Annotated in this window: 15 protein-coding genes; 1 reads left to right on the top strand and 14 read right to left on the bottom strand. The window is 61.0% G+C overall.

What is annotated here, in order from left to right; translation table 11 throughout:
* Position 1 precedes the first annotated feature (1 nt).
* From lpxA to rpsB, 13 genes are all read right to left on the bottom strand, one after another.
* On the bottom strand, positions 2-802 hold the full coding sequence (lpxA, locus tag CWS72_RS04265) for an acyl-ACP--UDP-N-acetylglucosamine O-acyltransferase (RefSeq protein WP_101249330.1): 801 nt from the start codon (positions 800-802) through the stop codon (positions 2-4).
* The gene (gene fabZ / locus CWS72_RS04270; RefSeq protein WP_101249331.1) at positions 803-1267 is read right to left on the bottom strand and encodes a 3-hydroxyacyl-ACP dehydratase FabZ; all 465 of its coding nucleotides are present in this window, start codon (positions 1265-1267) and stop codon (positions 803-805) included.
* A 13-nt stretch (positions 1268-1280) separates the two neighbouring features.
* Positions 1281-2303, bottom strand: a complete 1023-nt coding sequence (gene lpxD, locus CWS72_RS04275) for a UDP-3-O-(3-hydroxymyristoyl)glucosamine N-acyltransferase (RefSeq protein ID WP_101249332.1) — start codon at positions 2301-2303, stop codon at positions 1281-1283.
* Positions 2304-2306: 3 nt separating this feature from the next.
* A complete protein-coding gene (locus tag CWS72_RS04280) occupies positions 2307-2957 on the bottom strand; it encodes an OmpH/Skp family outer membrane protein (protein ID WP_158240505.1) in 651 nt (216 codons plus the stop codon).
* A 17-nt stretch (positions 2958-2974) separates the two neighbouring features.
* Positions 2975-5266 carry an outer membrane protein assembly factor BamA gene (gene bamA, locus CWS72_RS04285; protein WP_274540580.1) on the bottom strand — a complete coding sequence of 764 codons (2292 nt, stop codon included), beginning with the start codon at positions 5264-5266 and terminating at the stop codon, positions 2975-2977.
* Positions 5267-5292: 26 nt separating this feature from the next.
* Positions 5293-6429, bottom strand: a complete 1137-nt coding sequence (gene rseP, locus CWS72_RS04290) for an RIP metalloprotease RseP (RefSeq protein WP_101249480.1) — start codon at positions 6427-6429, stop codon at positions 5293-5295.
* Between the two features lie 14 nt (positions 6430-6443).
* Complete coding sequence (locus CWS72_RS04295; RefSeq protein ID WP_101249335.1) at positions 6444-7613, bottom strand: 1-deoxy-D-xylulose-5-phosphate reductoisomerase; 1170 nt, start codon at positions 7611-7613, stop codon at positions 6444-6446.
* A gap of 7 nt (positions 7614-7620) precedes the next feature.
* Entirely contained in the window at positions 7621-8397 is a 777-nt protein-coding gene (locus tag CWS72_RS04300; protein WP_101249336.1) for a phosphatidate cytidylyltransferase, read from the bottom strand.
* 6 nt (positions 8398-8403) lie between these two features.
* The gene (locus tag CWS72_RS04305) at positions 8404-9135 is read right to left on the bottom strand and encodes an isoprenyl transferase (RefSeq protein ID WP_101249481.1); all 732 of its coding nucleotides are present in this window, start codon (positions 9133-9135) and stop codon (positions 8404-8406) included.
* 5 nt (positions 9136-9140) lie between these two features.
* Positions 9141-9662: a ribosome recycling factor gene (frr, locus tag CWS72_RS04310; RefSeq protein WP_101249337.1), complete on the bottom strand. Its 522-nt coding sequence runs from the start codon at positions 9660-9662 to the stop codon at positions 9141-9143.
* 51 nt (positions 9663-9713) lie between these two features.
* Complete coding sequence (pyrH, locus tag CWS72_RS04315; protein WP_101249338.1) at positions 9714-10439, bottom strand: UMP kinase; 726 nt, start codon at positions 10437-10439, stop codon at positions 9714-9716.
* 168 nt (positions 10440-10607) lie between these two features.
* A complete protein-coding gene (gene tsf / locus CWS72_RS04320) occupies positions 10608-11531 on the bottom strand; it encodes a translation elongation factor Ts (protein WP_101249482.1) in 924 nt (307 codons plus the stop codon).
* A 113-nt stretch (positions 11532-11644) separates the two neighbouring features.
* Positions 11645-12466, bottom strand: coding sequence for a 30S ribosomal protein S2 (gene rpsB, locus CWS72_RS04325; RefSeq protein ID WP_101249339.1), 822 nt, complete (start codon positions 12464-12466; stop codon positions 11645-11647).
* 407 nt (positions 12467-12873) lie between these two features.
* Between rpsB and CWS72_RS04330 the strand changes: the two genes are divergently transcribed.
* The gene (locus CWS72_RS04330) at positions 12874-13404 is read left to right on the top strand and encodes a RodZ family helix-turn-helix domain-containing protein (protein WP_101249340.1); all 531 of its coding nucleotides are present in this window, start codon (positions 12874-12876) and stop codon (positions 13402-13404) included.
* A gap of 240 nt (positions 13405-13644) precedes the next feature.
* Here the strand turns inward: CWS72_RS04330 and dnaE are convergent, their stop codons facing one another.
* A complete protein-coding gene (gene dnaE, locus CWS72_RS04335; protein WP_101249341.1) occupies positions 13645-17127 on the bottom strand; it encodes a DNA polymerase III subunit alpha in 3483 nt (1160 codons plus the stop codon).
* Positions 17128-17162 lie beyond the last annotated feature (35 nt).

Genomic DNA, 17162 nt, shown 5'->3' on the forward strand with positions numbered 1-17162 from the left:
CTCAGACGGCCGCCTCGGACTTCGGTTGGCAGATGGCGCGCGAGCTATCGACGGTCATGAAATCAAGGATTTCCAAAACCGGCGCCACGCCTCGGAACTGGCTGGACACCTCCTCGATGCGCTCGGCCAAGGTTCCTTCGGGCGCGAACAGCAGGCGATAGGCATTTCGGAGCGCGTGGATATCCTCGCGCGAATAGCCCCGACGCTTCAGGCCGATCAGATTGAGACCGGACAGATGGGCCCGGTTACCGGTCACCGTCGCATAGGGAATAATGTCGTTCTCGACACCCGACATGCCGCCCACCATCACATGGCGACCGATGCGAACGAACTGATGGACGGCGGACAGACCGCCAAGGACGACAAAATCACCGACCTGCACATGTCCGCCCAACGTCGCATTGTTGGCGAAAATGACGCCGTTGCCGACCTGGCAGTCATGGGCGACATGGGCGCCGACCATGAACAGGCCGCTGTCGCCCACCGAGGTCACCATCCCGCCACCTTCCGTACCGGGATTCATCGTGACGTTTTCGCGAATCTGATTGTGCTTGCCGATCACCAAACGGCTGGGTTCGCCTTTATATTTCAGATCCTGCGGACGGTGGCCGAGCGAGGAGAAGGGATAGACCACGGTCCCCTCGCCGATGCTGGTGATGCCGTCGACCACAACATGGGAGACCAGACGCACCTCCGGGCCGATCTCGACCTGTCCGCCGATCACACAATAAGGTCCGATCTCGGCGCTCTCGGCAATACGGGCGCCGGAGGCGACGATGGCAGTGGGATGAATGCTGGCCATCTAGCTATCCATTATCATCGCGGCATAGGTCGCTTCGGCCATCAGATTGCCATCGACCCTCGCTTCTCCGCGGAAACGCCAAACATTGCCGCGGCTACGCTCCTTCTCGACATGGACGTAAAGGGTATCGCCGGGAACCACTGGCTTGCGGAACCGCGCGTTATCAACCGACATGAAGTAGACGAGCTTTCCTTCGGCCCGCGGCCCCAGCGTTTCAACCACCAGAACCGCCGCCGTTTGCGCCATCGATTCGATGATCAGCACGCCCGGCATGATCGGACGTTGCGGAAAATGACCCTGAAAGTGGGGCTCCGAGGCGGTCACGTTCTTGATCCCGGTCGCCGAATGATCCGGGATCACATTGATCACTTTGTCGACCATCAGAAAAGGATAGCGATGCGGGATCATTTGCATGACCCGGTTGATATCGATTTCCTTGGTGGTTCGATTTTCCACGGTATCCATCCCGCTCATCCCACTATCGACCCTTCTTGCGGGCCAATTGACCCAGAACGGCGCATTGCCGAAGCCATTCCGTCATAGGCACGGCAGGGGCACCGCCGACGGTCTGCCCTTTCTCAATATCGCGCATGACCCCGCTTTGAGCGGCGATTTGCACCCCGGCGCCGATGTGCAAATGGCCGGCGATTCCCACCTGCCCGCCAACGACGACGAAGTCGTCGAGGCGCGCGCTTCCGGAAATGCCAACCAACGCAACGAGGACACACCCACGTCCGAGTCGCACGTTGTGCCCGATTTGGACCAGATTATCAATCTTACTTCCTGCACCGATGACGGTGTCCGGCCCGGCCCCGCGATCGATGGTCGCATTGGCGCCGATTTCGACGTCGTCCTCGATGAGAACCCGACCGAGCTGAGGCACCTTCAAATGCCCAGCCGCCCCCATGGAAAAGCCGAAACCGTCCTGACCGATCCTGACGCCGGGATAGATATTGACCCGACGACCGACGATGGCGTGACTGACGGTCGCATTCGCCCCGATGATACAGTTCTCACCCAAGACGACGCCGGCACCGATCACCGCATTGGGACCGATCAGGCTGCCCGCGCCGATTTCAGCCCGGGCTCCGATAACCGCGCCCGCCTCGACGCGCACGCCCGCGCCCAGAACCGCAGTCGAATCGACATGCGCCCCCGGGGCGACTCCGGGCTCCACCACCGGTGGCGGATAGAAGGCGGCCGCCACCATGGCATAGGCGCGATAAGGATCGGAAGACAGCAACAAGGCCATTCCGGCGGGCGCCTTCGACGCCATGCTGGGATGGACCAGACAGGCGCCGGCCCGACTGACGGTGAACGCCTCGACATACTTTTTATTGTCGAGAAACGAAATATGATCACCGCCTGCGGCATCAAGCGGCGCCACATCAACCACCGTCTTCCCCGGATCCGCCCCTGCGGCCAATTCGGCGCCGCACCGCTGGGCCAGCTCCGCCAAGGTGAAAGGCCCCACCTTGGCGAAAAAGCGAGGATCGGCCATTGCTTACTGAGACTTCTTGCCGCTGCCCGTGGGACCGCTCTCGGCCTCCACCTTCGGCGCAGGGAAATCAACGTGCGGCAATTTCTTATCCATCGCCCCGATGATTTCCTTGGTGATGTTCATCTTGTCATCGAACAGCACCACCTGACTGCGCGGCAGAACCACCGTGGCGCCATGACGGGAGGCAATCTGCTGGGTCGCCTCGAGCATGGCCTGCTGGACCTGTCCCATCGCCGTGTTGAACGATTTGTCGAAAGCCTTGCGACGGGCCAAGCCTTTACGCTGAAACTCGGCGACGCTGGCATCGAAGGCGCGGGCCTTCTCGGCAAAGGCGTCCTGCGACAAGGTCTTACGCTGCTGATCGATATCCTGCTGCGTGCTGCGCAAGGTCGCCTCTTCCTTGCTCATCTCGTTCTGGAAGGTCTGCTGGTATTTGTCGGCCTGGCCGCGAACACCCTTGGCCGCCATGGACTCCTGCAGAATTTGATCGACGTCGATGATGGCGATCACCGGCGATGGCATGGCGGCCGCGACGGGAGCCGTGGCGGGGGCGGGAGCCGCAGCTCCGCCGTCCGCCGCCTGGGCGAACGCCGGTGATTGAGAGACCCCCACCAAAGCGGCAACCAATCCGCCGCAAACAAACAGTCGAGACATCGACGAAACGAACATCTTTAGAACCTCGTACCGAAATTAAGCCGGAATATCTGCATCTGATCGTGCGACTGCTTGAGTACCGGCAAACCAAGATCAATATTGATCGGCCCCATCGGGGAACGCCAAACCACACCAGTGCCGATCGACGCACGCGGAGCACTGGTTTCATTTACGCCGCTCTTGGCGATATTGGAATCGGTCGGACCGATGGTACCGACGTCGGCGAACAACTTGCCCTGTACGGCCAATTCCTTCGGCAGGCCCAGCGGGAACCGGACTTCCGTGGTTTGCACGGCATCCCACATACCACCGATGGCGTCGTTGGTCGAAGCATCGCGGGGGCTTACGCCGGCGTCACGGAAGCCGCGCAAAGTATCGCCACCCAGGTAATAACGCTCGTTGATCCGGATCGTCGACCCATCCCAACTGAACATCTCGCCGGCGGTGAGCGACAGCATCAGCACGGTCTGGTCGTCCAGTTTGAAATACTGGCCGGCGCCGACACTGTTGCGGACGAAACGCTCGGTTCCACCAACACCGGCAAACTCGTTTCCGCCGCGCAGGTAATAACCGGACGTCGGATCGATTTTGCTGTCGCGGCGATCATAAAGCAGGGTATGGCCGACCGAGGACAGGGTACTGGTCCCCTTCTGTTGGTAGATGTACTGGGACGAGCCGTCCTGAATATTGTCAACCGTGGTCATGCTGCCGGTGTATTTCCAGCTATGGCTCAAATATTCGTTGTAGGCCCAGCCGGTCCGGAGATCGAAGCCAACCGTCTTCACGTCATAGGTAACGTAGGTCTGGTTGCTGTTGGTGACGGCAAAGAGATCGAAACCGGCGGCCAGATGGCGATCAAGGAAATAGGGCTCCGTGAAACCAAGACTGACCGACGTCTGCTTTTGCGCCAATTGGGCGTTGATGCTGAGAGTCTGACCGCGTCCCAGAAGATTGCGTTCGGTGGCGCCCACATTGAGCAAGGCTCCGACCGCGCTTGACCAACCGACACCGAAGGACAGCTCACCGGTCGATTTCTCGGTGACATCCACCTTGATCACCGTCCTGTCAGGAGCCGTATCCGACGGAACGTTGGTCACCTCGGCCTTGTCGAAGAAGTTGAGATCCTTGATGCGTTCGCGCGACCGGCGCAGCTTCGCCGTGTTGAAGGCGTCACCCTCGACCAGACGGAACTCGCGGCGTATCACCTTATCCAAGGTGCGCACGTTGCCCTGGATGTCGACGCGCTCGACGAACACGCGCGGACCTTCCTGCACATCGAACAGAATATCAATGGTGTGGTCTTCGCGATGACGATTGAGCACCGGCCTGACATCGACGAAGGCATAGCCCTTGGTTCCGACGGCGTCGGTCAGGGCCTGGATGGTCGATTCGACCTCGTCGGCATTGTACCAGTCCCCGGTCTCCAGATTCTGGACCACCGGTTCGAGTTCCTCTGCCTTCAGATCCTTGATGGCGCTCTTGACGCTGATCTTACCCAGCTTATAGCGCAGCCCCTCCTCCAACGTATAGGTGATGAAGAAGCTCTCGCGGTCGGGGCTCAGTTCCGCCACGGTCGAGACCACCCGGAAATCGGCATAGCCATTCTTCAAATAGAAACGGCGCAGCAGTTCGCGGTCGTAGTTCACCCGGTCCGGATCATAGGTATCGTCGGACGTGAGGAAACGATACCAGCGTTCCTCCTTCGTCTGCAAATTCTCGCGCAGCGCATTATCCGTATAGATCTTGTTGCCGACGAAATTGATGCGGCGAACATAAGTCGGCGGCCCTTCGTTGATCTCGAAAACCAGATCGACGCGGTTCTGCGGCAACTCGATGATCTTCGGATCGACCGTCGCGGCGAACCGGCCATTGCGGCGATAGATGTCGAGGATGCGCTTGACGTCGGCCTGCACCTTGGTTCGGGTGTAGACGCTTCGCGTTTTCAACTGCACTTCCGTTTGCAGCTGTTCGCTTTTGACGCGCTTGTTTCCCTCGAAGGCCAAGCGGTTGATGATCGGATTTTCGACCACCCTCACCACCAGCCCGTCACCCTCGCGCCGGATCGACACATCGGCAAACAGACCGGTGGCGAACAGGCTTTTCAAGGATTTATCGATCTTCGTTTCGTCGAAGCTGTCACCTGCCGCCAGCGCCATATAGGAGCGGACCGTTTCCTCTTCGACACGTTGGTTGCCCTGCACCATGATCTGGTGGACGGATCCGCCAGCCTGGGCATATGCCGACGAACCGGCGGTGAGGAGGACGATAACAACCGCACAGTTAATCAAAAAGCGTAGCAAACCGCGCAAAATACCCTCTCAGAGACCAACGGCCGTCAGGATACGAGACCTTTAATGAATTCCCACACCCGCAAATCGATCAAATCGTTGCGGGTAGCAAACAACATCAAGGCGAATACCAGAATCAAGCCAATGCGGAAACCATATTCTTGCGCCCTCGGCCCGAGCGGCCGACCCTGCAGGGCCTCGATACCATAGAACAACAGATGCCCGCCGTCGAGCAGAGGAACGGGGAACAAATTGATCAAGCCGAGATTGATCGACAACAAGATCGTGTAGAAGACGACACTTCCAACCCCAAGCTGAGCTGCCTGGCCGGCACCTTTCGCAATTCGCAAAGGCCCGCCCAACTCATCGGTTTCCCGCTGGCCGGAAACCATCTGCCCCAACCCGATCAAGGTCGAGGAGACCATTTCCCCCGTCTCCCGGGTCGCCGCCCACAATGCTTGAGGAGGATTATAGTGAACCACTTCGGTGCTGTTCTGATCGGCGACGATCCCCAAAACCGGAGTTTTGTGGGCATTTCCGAAAACGTCCTTCACCTCGGTTACCCGTGGACGCGCGGTGATCATCATGCTTTGTCCGGCGCGCTCGATCACCAGCGCAACGGGCTCACCGACGGTCAGACGAACGATACGCTGCAGATCCTGAAACCGTTCGACGCTTTGGCCATTGGCTTCCCGCACGCGATCCCCGGCCAACAGACCGGCCTCCGCGGCGGCACTGTCGGCCTGCACCTGACCGATGACCGGCGCGGTCCGCGGCTGGCCATAGATCATGAACATGCCGGCCAACACCACGATACCGAAGACGAAATTGGACAAAGGCCCGGCGACGACGATCGCGGCCCGCTGATAGACCTTCTTGTAGCGGAACGCGTAAGCCTGTTCCTCGGGGGGCAAATAGGTCGCGAGATCGGGTGTGCTGGCAGCGTCGGCATCGCCGAACATCTTCACATAACCGCCGAGCGGCAGAAGACTGAACTTCCAACGCGTCCCCGACTTGGCGGTGAAGCCGAACAACTCGGGGCCGAAACCGATGGAGAACACCTCGACCTTGACGCCATTCCAACGGGCGACCAGGAAGTGCCCCAGTTCATGAACAAAGACGACGACCGTCAAAATCACCAGGAAGATGACGACGTAGTCCCAAAGGCCGGTGAGCAGATGCATCATATATTCGAGGCCTATCGCGAAAGTCCGGCCACCAAACCCCTGGCGACCTCCCTCGCCTGCGCATCGCAGGCGAGCACATCGGCGAGCACGTTCAGCGGAGCGTCGCCCAGGGCGGAAACAGCCTGCTCGACCAGCCGGACGATGTCGAGAAAACCGATCTTGCGATCCAGGAACGCCTGCACCGCCACTTCATTGGCGGCGTTCAGAATGGTGGGGGCGGCACCGCCCTTGCGCAACACGTCACGAGCCAGACGCAGAGCGGGAAACCGTTCTGGATCCGGAGCCTCGAACGTCAAGGTCCCCACCTGCCCCAGGTCAAGCCTCTTTCCGGGCGTGGCCATGCGCTTCGGCCACCCCAGGGCGAGCGAGATCGGCGTCCGCATGTCGGGGGTTCCCAACTGAGCGAGAACCGAGCCGTCGATATAGGACACCATGCTGTGGACCACCGACTGGGGATGCACCAGAATATCGATGCGATCCTCCGGCAATCCGAACAAATGATAGGCCTCGATCAGTTCGAGCCCCTTATTCATCATCGACGCCGAATCCACCGAGATCTTGGCGCCCATATCCCAGTTTGGATGGGCTACGGCCTGTTCCGGCGTGACCGACGCCATCTGCTCGGAGCTGAACCGGCGGAATGGTCCGCCCGAAGCCGTCAGGATGATCTTGTCGATGCGATCACGTTGTGTGGTGTCGAGCACCTGGAAAATCGCCGAATGCTCGGAATCGACGGGAATCAGGGTGGCGCCATGGCGCTCGACCTCGCCCATTACCAGCGTCCCGGCGCAAACCAGGGTTTCCTTGTTGGCCAACCCCACCATGGCTCCTCGCCGAATGGCGGCCAGGGTGGGCTCCAGACCGGCGGCCCCGACGATCGCCGACATCACCCAATCGGCGGGACGGGCGGCAGCCTCCACCACGGCAGCACGACCGGCCGCGACTTCGATGTTGCTGCCGGCCAGGGCTTCCTTCAAGGGAAGATAGGCGTTTTCCTGGGCTACCACGACCAGACGAGGCCGCAGCAGCTTGGCTTGCTCGGCCAACTTCGCCACATTGCGATTGGCGACCAGTGCCTCGACGACGAAACGATCGGGCTCGCGCTCGATCAAATCCACCGTATTGCAGCCCACCGAACCGGTGGAGCCCAGGATGGTGACACTTCTTTTTTCACTGCTCATTTCATTCTCACCGCCATAGGGGGAGTCCTCCGCCGAACGTCAAGCAGATCACGGCCACCACGGGAGCGGTGGTCAGCAATCCGTCCAGGCGATCGAGCACGCCACCATGTCCGGGGATGATGGCACTCGAGTCCTTGACCCCGAAACGCCTTTTAACCCATGACTCCGCCAGGTCGCCGGCCTGTGCGACGATGGCCAGCCCCCCCGAGAGACCCGCCAGCACTACCGGAGAATCACCCACACCCAAGCCGGTTACGGCACCGACGAGAGCGGCCGAGAGCATACCGCCGAACAATCCCGCCCATGTCTTTTTCGGACTGACACGCGGCAACAGTTTGGGACCGCCGATGGCTCGTCCGGCCGCGTAGGCGCCGATATCCGTCGCCCAAACCAGAAACAGCAGCCAAAACAATGTCTCACGCCCCTGCTCACGCAGCCAGACCAAGGCGAGACAAGGAAAACCGATGTAAAGGACGCCCGCGATCATCCAAATTCTCATCCGGCCTTTCGTCCGATCGGCCAGAGGCACAGCGAACAGAGCAACAGCAATCACCGCCAGGGCGTCAAAAGGATGGGACCGCCCCAGTACAGCGACCAGAACGGCCATCACCGCCAGCAATACGCCGGCCACGCCGAAATAGCCACGGCAAAGACGCGCCCACTCCCATGCCAGCAATCCGCCGGCCAACGCCGCCAGAGCGGCGAAGGCCCATGAGCCGAACCAGACGGCGGCGATGGCAATCGGCGCCATGACCAGGGCGGAGAGAATGCGTTGGCGCAGCAAGAGCTCTCAGCCTACGGTGCCGTAGCGGCGCTCACGCCTTTGGTATTCCTGCATCGCCGCTTCGAGGTCCGTTCGCGAGAAATCGGGCCACAGGACATCAAGAAAAACCATTTCGGCGTAGGCCGACTGCCACAGCAGAAAATTGCTGATACGTTTTTCACCGCTGGTGCGGATCAGAAGATCGGGGTCGGGGATGCCGGCAGTGAAAAGCTTGCCAGCGAAGGCTTGCTCATCAAGTTCGGCGGGATCACACCGTCCGGCGGCCACGTCCTCGGCAAACCGGCGCGCCGCTCGCACGAGTTCCTGACGGCCGCCGTAATTGAGCGCCAGGACCAGGGTGAATTTCGTATTGGCCGCCGTCTTTTTTTCGGCGTCCTCGATCAGGCGCACGATATCGGGAGCGAATTGCTGGCGTTCTCCGACCACGCAAAGGCGAACGCCACTTGCATGCAGCTCCTTGATTTCGCTGCGCAAATAAATGCGCAGAAGGCCCATTAGATCACTGACCTCGCCTTGCGGCCGCTTCCAGTTCTCCGATGAGAAACCAAACAAGGTGAGATAGGAGACGCCCAAATCGGCGGCGGCCTTCACCGCCTCGCGCACCGCTTCGGCGCCACGGCGGTGGCCGGCGGTGCGCGGTAGACCGCGCGATTTGGCCCAGCGACCATTGCCGTCCATGATAATGGCGACATGCAATGGCGGCACAGGGGAACCGGACTGGGTCTGAAGGGCTTCCATCAAGATCAAACCTGAATGATTTCTTTTTCCTTATGAGCCAGCGCCTCGTCGATCCGTTTGATGGTCTCGTCCGTGATCGACTGGACTTCCTTCTCGTGGGAGCGCTGCTCGTCTTGCGAGATGACACCGTCCTTTTCGAGCTTTTTTAGGGCATCCATTCCGTCGCGACGCACATTGCGCACGGAAACCCGGGCCTGTTCGGCGTATTTGCCGGCAATCTTCTGCAACTCGACGCGGCGCTCCTCGTTGAGCGGAGGAATCGGCACGCGGACGGACTGCCCGTCAGCCTGCGGATTGAGGCCCAAGCCGGCATCACGGATGGCCTTCTCGACGGCCTTCACCATGCCCTTGTCCCAGACCTGCACGGTGATCATGCGGGGCTCCGGCACATTGATGTTGCCGACCTGATTGAGCGGCATGGAGCTGCCATAGGCATCGACAACGATGGGATCGAGCAGACTGGTCGACGCGCGCCCCGTCCGGAGACCGCCGAATTCCTTCTTCAGAACCTCGACCGCGCTGTCCATGCGGCGCTTGATGTCACTTTTAAGTTCGGCATAGCTAGTTACGGACACGAGTCAGTTTCCTTCTTCGATAATGGTAAACCGTCCGTCGCCGGCCACCACTTTGGCGAATGCTCCGCCTTCATGCAGATTGAAGACGAGAATGGGCAGGTCGTTTTCGCGACACAGCGCAATGGCGGTCGCATCCATCACCTGGAGCTCGTTGGCCAGCACATCCATGAAAGTCAGACGATCATAGCGGACCGCGTCCTTGACCTTGTGGGGGTCGGCGGAATAGACGCCATCGACTTGCGTAGCCTTCACCAGCACATCGCAGTTCATCTCGACGGCGCGGAGCGCCGCGGCGGTATCGGTGGTAAAGAACGGATTACCGGTACCGGCCGCGAAAATGACGACGCGGCCCTTCTCCATGTGCCGGATGGCGCGGCGGCGAATATAGGGCTCGCAGATCATGGCCATGGGAATGGCCGACTGCACGCGCGTCTGCAAACCGACACGCTCCAGGGCGTTCTGCATCGCTAGAGAGTTGATGACGGTGGCCAGCATGCCCATGTAGTCGGCGCTGGTCCGTTCCATTCCCTTGGAGGCGCCGGAGACGCCGCGGAAAATGTTGCCTCCGCCGATCACCAGGCAGACTTGCACGCCGTGATCGACGACACTGCGAATTTCACCGGCGATACGGCTCAACGTGACTCCGTCGAGACCATATTCACGATCGCCCATGAGACCTTCGCCCGAAAGCTTGATTAGCACACGGCGAAACTTGGGCGCATCAGGCATTGTTGAGCCTCTGATCCAGGAATTTTGAAAAGGGGTGACGAACAGCGCCGGATGCAGGTGGGCAGGCCACCAGCAGGCAGGGATGATACACCATTCCCCGCCGCTGTCGCGTCCTTTCTGGACGCGACAGGCTCTCCCGGCGCCGCTTGCGCCATAGGAAGTATAAGCTCAGTGACCGAGTTGGGCCGCGACTTCGGCCGCGAAGTCCTTCTGCTCCTTCTCGATTCCCTCGCCCAGGGCGAAACGGGCGAAACCGGCCAGTTTGACGGGAACGCCCAGGCTCTTGGCGGCGTTCTCAACCACCTTGCTGATCTTGGTTTCGCCGTCGATGACGAAGACCTGCTCCAGCAGGACGACCTCTTCGTAGTATTTGCGAATGCGGCCATCGACCATCTTCTCGATGACGGCCGGGGGCTTACCCGACGCAGCGGCCTGCTCGCTCAACACGGCGCGCTCGCGCTCCAGCGAAGCGGAATCCACCGCGTCGACGGACAGGAACTGCGGATTGGCAGCAGCCACATGCATGGCGATCTGCTTGCCGACCTCGGTCAGCTTCGCGGCGTCGCCCGACGATTCGAGAGCCACCAGCACGCCGATCTTGCCCAGGCCCGGAACGGTGGCGCTGTGCATATAGCTGGCGACCACGCCATGGCTCACGGACAAGGTCTTGGCGCGACGGAAATTCATGTTTTCGCCGACAGTGGCGATGAGGGCCGTCAGTTCTTCCTCGATGGTCTTTCCGTCCGGCAGTTTGCCGGCCTTCAAAGCATCGACGTCGTCGCCGGTCGACAGGGCGAGGTCGGCCACGGACTTTACAAATCCCCGGAACTGCTCGTTGCGGGCGACGAAATCGGTCTCGGCATTGACCTCGACCAGGGCACCCTTGGAGCCCTCGGAGACCACGGCCACCAAACCTTCGGCGGCAATGCGACCAGCCTTTTTGGCCGCGGCGGCCAAACCCTTTTTACGCAACCAATCGACAGCGGCCTCAATATCTGCGGCGGTCTCGGTCAAGGCCTTCTTGCAGTCCATCATGCCGGCGCCAGTCTTCTCGCGCAGTTCCTTCACAAGCGAGGCGGAAATCTCGGCCATGGTATCCTCTTCCATCTGAATCTAAACGACAAAACGAAACAAATGGCGGCGACTGCTGCCGCCGCCATTCGCAAAAGTGATCAAGCCGCCGGCATCGTCCGGCGACCAGGGCCTCAGGCGCCGGGCTGTTCCTCGACCGGCGCGGGCGCGGATTCCACAACCACCGGAGCTTCCTCGACCACCTCGGCGATCTCTTCGACCGGAGCTTCCGCAGATGCGCCGAGATCGACGCCGGACCGGGACATTTCGGCCTGGATGCCGTCCAGGACGGCGCCGCCAATCATGTCGCAGTAGGTCTGGATGGCCCGCAGCGCATCGTCGTTGCCGGGGATCGGATAGGTGATGCCATGGGGATCGGAATTGGAATCGAGGATCGCCACCACCGGAATGCCCAGTTTGTTGGCTTCCTGAACCGCCAGACCTTCCTTGTTGGTGTCGATGATGAACAGAATGTCCGGCAGGCCACCCATTTCCTTGATGCCGCCCAGCGCGCGCTCAAGCTTGTCCTGCTCGCGGGAGAGGTTGAGCTGCTCCTTCTTGGTCAGGCCCTGCACATTGCCCGAAGCCATCTGCTCTTCGATCTCGCGCAGACGCTTGATCGACTGGGAGATGGTCTTCCAGTTGGTCAGCATGCCGCCCAGCCAACGATGGTTCACATAATACTGGCCGCAACGCTTGGCCGACTCCGCGACGATCTCCGCGGCGGCGCGCTTGGTTCCGACGAACAGAACGCGGCCGCCGCCGGCGACGACGTCGCGCACGGCCTGCATGCCACGATGCAACAAGGGAACGGTCTGCTGCAGATCGATGATGTGAATGCCATTGCGAATGCCGAAGAGATAGGACGACATCTTCGGGTTCCAGCGGCGGGTGTTATGACCGAAATGAACGCCAGCTTCGATGAGCTGACGCATGGAGTACGTCGGCAGTGCCATGAGAGAATTCCTTTGCTTCTCCGGTTAAACCTCCGCGGGACATCGCCGGGCCGGCTTATCGTATGTTAAGCTGGACCAGCACCGGAGCGAACGGCCGCAAGGCCATCCGCGCTTCCCGCGTGCGGATTTGTGGGCGGTACATATCCCCTGGCGCGCCATTTTGCAAGGGGCATCAGGCCTTGGGCTTTAATCTGGTTACCGGGCTGGCGGACGGCACCTTGCGCGTCACCACCAAACCAGGCAGCGGAACCCGCTTCGATCTGAGTTTTCCCTTAAACGCTCCAGCCGCGACGGCCTCCGCAATTAACCAAATGGAAAGGGAAAAGGTGTAGTATAAAAGCGTAGGTTTTGTTCATCCCGTCAGCCAGCCGTGGCGAAGGAGGGGCGAAGGCCCTATTTATCAGCAAATGGCCAACGTGGGCACGCTCATACCCACCCCAGGCGGTTTGCGGACGGTGGTCCAGGTCCTTCCGGGACAAACCGTTCCGCCGACCTCGCAGGTGGTGACCCTGCCGATCAGCGACGCGAACGACAGCTTTCCGCCGATCGACTATTTTGGCACGCCCCTTCCCGGCCAAGCGCAGTCCGCAGCCTCGTTCGTGCAAACCCTGGTTATGCCGGGCGACGGCGGAACAGCCGACAGCTCGAACACCGATACGTCAGCCGATCCCGCTTCCACCGGCGTCAGCACCACGGCCAGCCCGGCCACGGTCATCACGTCACCGGCAGCATCGTCCTCGGCGGACACCACGGGAAACAGCGATGCCGCATCGACGGTTGGAGGGACAACATCCGCCACCCCGCCCGACCAGAATGCCAACGCCTCCTCCAGCCCGACCGCCCGACAGGACATTTCCACCCATGCGGCCACCGCCTATCAGACCACCCAGCAGAGAGGGGCGGGTCAAGACGATCACCATACCCTGCTGATTGGGTAGTGGCGCGTTTCAAATGAAAGGTGCCACTAGATGTGCCTTAAATCTGCATCACGCTAAGATTTGTTTAAGCCCTTGGCCTTAGCGCACGCATCCGCGTTCTTGGCCGCGGCCTCAATGGCCGCTCGGGCTTAGAGCATGGCCGAAGCCGGAGGCGAAGGCGTCACAAAAAACCTACTCGAACATGTCATTTAAAATCACATGTTCGAGTAGTAGACGGATAGACCGCCTTCGCGACGGGTCCTAAAGCTCCTGCACCTCGACAACGCCCGGAATCGTCTTGACCGCGCCGATCAACGACGGCGACAGGGCGTAAGAGCCGCTCAACCAAGCCTCCACCTCGCGCTCCTCGGTCTGTGCCACCAGAACGATGCGCCCGCGCCCCCGCGCCTCCTTGGCAACCAGGGTTTTCAACGTATCGAGCGGCGCCTCGTCCCGGATGAAGATCTTGAGACCGGCCGCGGCCTTCGCCGCCGCCTGATCGAGGCTTTCGATCTGCTGGGCGGTCATCCGCAATTGTTCATCCTCCAACCGGGCCTCGACGGTCACCAGAAGCGGCGTGTTGTTTTCCAAAAGATCGCGGGTGGTGGCCAGCAATTCGGAAAACACCATCACCTCGAAAAGGCCCGCGGCATCGGACAGGCTCAGGAACGCATAACGGCTGCCCCGGCTGGAAACGCGCTCCTGCTTGGCGTTCAGGGTCCCGGCCAGCTTGACGCGGCTTTTGCCCCCCGCCGACAGATGACGCACGAGCTCGTTGGACTTCAGCACGCCGAGACGCGTCAGACTTTTGCCATAAGCGTCCATCGGATGGGCCGAAAGATAAAAGCCGATGGCGTCGAACTCCTGCTGAAGCTTATCGACGGGCGCCCAATCCGGCCGATTGGGCAGAACCAGCTTGGTCGGCGTGGCGGCGCCGCCGAACAGGCTCGATTGGCCGGTCTCCCTGTCCCCGGCGGCGGATTGGGCTTCGCGCAGCACCACCTCGATGCCCTCGAACAACTGGCCGCGGTTGCGGCTCAAACTGTCCAGGGCCCCGGCTTTCACGAGATTTTCCATCTGGCGCTTGTTGATCGCCTTGGCGTCGATCCGCCGCGCGAAATCGCCAAGGTCGCGGAAGGGACCGTGCGCCTTGCGTTCCGCCGCCAGGGCCTCCATGGCGGCGGTGCCGACGTTTTTCAGCGCGGCCAGGGCATAACGCACCGCCCATTCGCCCTCGCCGACGGTCTCGGCCCAGAAATCGGGTCCGGATTTGTTAATGTCGGGCGGCAATAATTTGATCTTCAAACGGTCCAGCTCTTGGCGGAAAACGTTGAGCTTGTCCGTGTTGTGCATGTCGTAGGTCATCGAGGCGGCGATGAAGGCCACCGGATAATTGGCTTTCAGCCAAGCCGTCTGATAGGCCACCAAAGCGTAGGCGGCGGCATGCGACTTGTTGAAGCCGTAGCCGGCGAATTTGTTGACCTGGTCGAAAATCTCGGACGCCTTGGTCTTGTCGACCTCCCGGGCCATGGCGCCGTCGACGAACAGTTTGCGCTGGGCATCCATCTCAGCCTGGATCTTCTTACCCATGGCGCGGCGCAGAAGGTCGGCGCCGCCCAGGGTATAACCGGACAATTCCTGGGCGATCTGCATGACCTGTTCCTGGTAGATCATGATCCCGTGGGTTTCCTTGAGGATCTTTTCCAGGCGGGGATGCAGGTAATCGGGCGGCTCCAGGCCCTGTTTGACCGCGATGTAGTGGGGAATGTTGTCCATCGGCCCCGGACGGTAGAGCGCCACCACGGCGATGATGTCCTCGAAACGGTCGGCCTTCATTTTGCGCAGCACGTCGCGCATGCCCGAACTTTCCAACTGGAACACGCCCACCGTCTCGCCACGGGCCAGCATCTCGTAGGTCGAGGTATCGTCCAGGGGAATGGCCGTGAGGTCGATCTCGTCGCCTGTCGTCCGGCGGATGATGTCGACGCAGCGATGCAGCACGGTCAGGGTCTTCAGCCCCAGGAAGTCGAACTTGATCAACCCGGTGGATTCGACCCATTTCATGTTGTACTGGGTCACCGGCATGTCGGAACGCGGATCTCGATAGAGAGGCACCAGTTGATCGAGCGGCCGGTCGCCGATCACCACGCCGGCGGCATGGGTCGAGGCGTGACGGTAGAGCCCTTCCAGCTTCATGCCGATATCGAGCAGATGGGCCACCTGCTCGTCGCTTTGCTGCATCTCCTTCAGCAGCGGTTCCCTCTCGATGGCCTCTTCCAGGGTCACCGGATCGGCGGGATTGTTGGGCACCAGCTTGCAAAGCCGGTCGACCTGACCATAGGGCATCTGTAGCACGCGGCCGACGTCGCGCAGAACCGCGCGCGCCTGCAGCTTACCAAAGGTGATGATCTGCGCGACATGGTCGTAGCCGTACTTGTTCTGGACGTAGTGGATCGTCTTTTCGCGATTATCCTGGCAAAAATCGACGTCGAAGTCGGGCATGGAGACGCGTTCGGGATTGAGGAAGCGCTCGAACAGCAGTCCCCAGCGCAAGGGATCGAGATCGGTGATGGTCAACGCCCAGGCGACCACCGAACCGGCGCCCGAACCGCGGCCCGGTCCGACCGGCACGCCGTTGGCCTTCGACCACTGAATGAAATCGGCCACGATCAGGAAGTAACCGGGGAACCCCATCTGAATGATGATGCCCAGTTCATATTCCATGCGCTCGTGATAGGGCTTGGCGACCCGCTCGCGTTCCTGCTCATCCATGTCCGGGGTGAAGACGTGGGCTTCCAGACGACGTTCGAGCCCCTCGGTGCTCATCTTGCGAAGCACCTCGACCTCGGTCATGCCGGGGATATGGAACGGCGGAAGCAGAGGCTTGCGCTTCTTCACCATGAAGGCGCAACGCCTGGCCACCACCACGGTGTTATCGACGGCTTCGGGAAGATCGGCGAACAGGGTCCGCATTTCCTCGGCCGACTTGAAGCGGTGCTCCACCGTCAGGCGCCGCCGCTCGTCCTGACTGACGTAAGCGCCCTCGGCGATGCAAAGCAGCGCATCATGCGCCTCATACATGCCGCCATCGGTGAAAAACGGCTCGTTGGTGGCGACCAGCGGAAGTTCGTGACTGTCCGCCAGACCGATAAGGCCCGGCTCGATGGCCTCCTCCAGCGCCAGGCCGTGGCGCTGCAATTCGATATAGAGACGGCCGGGAAACGCCGCCTCGAGACGGACCAGGGCCGCCTCGGCCTTGTCCGGCTGGCCTTCCCCGAGCAACCGGCCGACGGCGCCGCGCGGTCCGCCCGACAGCGCCAGCAATCCTTCGGCATGCGCCGTCACGTCAGTCATATCGACCTGCGGCGTCTCACCGCCGTCGGTTTCCAGAAACGCCTTGGAGACGAGCTTCAGCACATTGGCATAGCCGGTTTCATTCTGCACCAGCAGGACAAGCTGATCAGGCTCCGGCGTCCGCCCCTGGTCCCGCCCGCCGCCGAACCCTTTCGCCACCTCGCTCTCGCGCCGGACATGCAGTTGCACGCCGATGATCGGTTGAATGCCGGCGTCGGCGCAGTAATTGGAGAATTCCATCGCGCCGAACAGATTGCCGGTATCGGTCATGGCCACCGCCGGCATATGCATCTTCTCGCAGAGCTTCACCAGAGGCTTGATCTTGATCGCCCCCTCGGCCAGCGAATAGGCGGTATGGACGCGGAGATGAACAAAATCGGCATGGGGCATGGACTAAGGAACTCTCGTCGAAGGTCGAATTCGGA

Source organism: Telmatospirillum siberiense, from assembly GCF_002845745.1.
In the GTDB taxonomy this organism is placed as follows: Bacteria; Pseudomonadota; Alphaproteobacteria; order Rhodospirillales; family Magnetospirillaceae; genus Telmatospirillum; species Telmatospirillum siberiense.

Excerpts from the sequence above, each read along its gene's own strand:
- lpxA (WP_101249330.1), bottom strand. The coding sequence starts at position 802 with ATGGCCAGCATTCATCCCACTGCCATCGTCGCCTCCGGCGCCCGTATT.
- fabZ (WP_101249331.1), bottom strand. The coding sequence starts at position 1,267 with ATGGATACCGTGGAAAATCGAACCACCAAGGAAATCGATATCAACCGG.
- lpxD (WP_101249332.1), bottom strand. The coding sequence starts at position 2,303 with ATGGCCGATCCTCGCTTTTTCGCCAAGGTGGGGCCTTTCACCTTGGCG.
- CWS72_RS04280 (WP_158240505.1), bottom strand. The coding sequence starts at position 2,957 with ATGTCTCGACTGTTTGTTTGCGGCGGATTGGTTGCCGCTTTGGTGGGG.
- rseP (WP_101249480.1), bottom strand. The coding sequence starts at position 6,429 with ATGCATCTGCTCACCGGCCTTTGGGACTACGTCGTCATCTTCCTGGTG.
- CWS72_RS04295 (WP_101249335.1), bottom strand. The coding sequence starts at position 7,613 with ATGAGCAGTGAAAAAAGAAGTGTCACCATCCTGGGCTCCACCGGTTCG.
- CWS72_RS04305 (WP_101249481.1), bottom strand. The coding sequence starts at position 9,135 with ATGGAAGCCCTTCAGACCCAGTCCGGTTCCCCTGTGCCGCCATTGCAT.
- frr (WP_101249337.1), bottom strand. The coding sequence starts at position 9,662 with ATGGACAGCGCGGTCGAGGTTCTGAAGAAGGAATTCGGCGGTCTCCGG.
- pyrH (WP_101249338.1), bottom strand. The coding sequence starts at position 10,439 with ATGCCTGATGCGCCCAAGTTTCGCCGTGTGCTAATCAAGCTTTCGGGC.
- tsf (WP_101249482.1), bottom strand. The coding sequence starts at position 11,531 with ATGGCCGAGATTTCCGCCTCGCTTGTGAAGGAACTGCGCGAGAAGACT.
- rpsB (WP_101249339.1), bottom strand. The coding sequence starts at position 12,466 with ATGGCACTGCCGACGTACTCCATGCGTCAGCTCATCGAAGCTGGCGTT.
- CWS72_RS04330 (WP_101249340.1), top strand. The coding sequence starts at position 12,874 with ATGGCCAACGTGGGCACGCTCATACCCACCCCAGGCGGTTTGCGGACG.
- dnaE (WP_101249341.1), bottom strand. The coding sequence starts at position 17,127 with ATGCCCCATGCCGATTTTGTTCATCTCCGCGTCCATACCGCCTATTCG.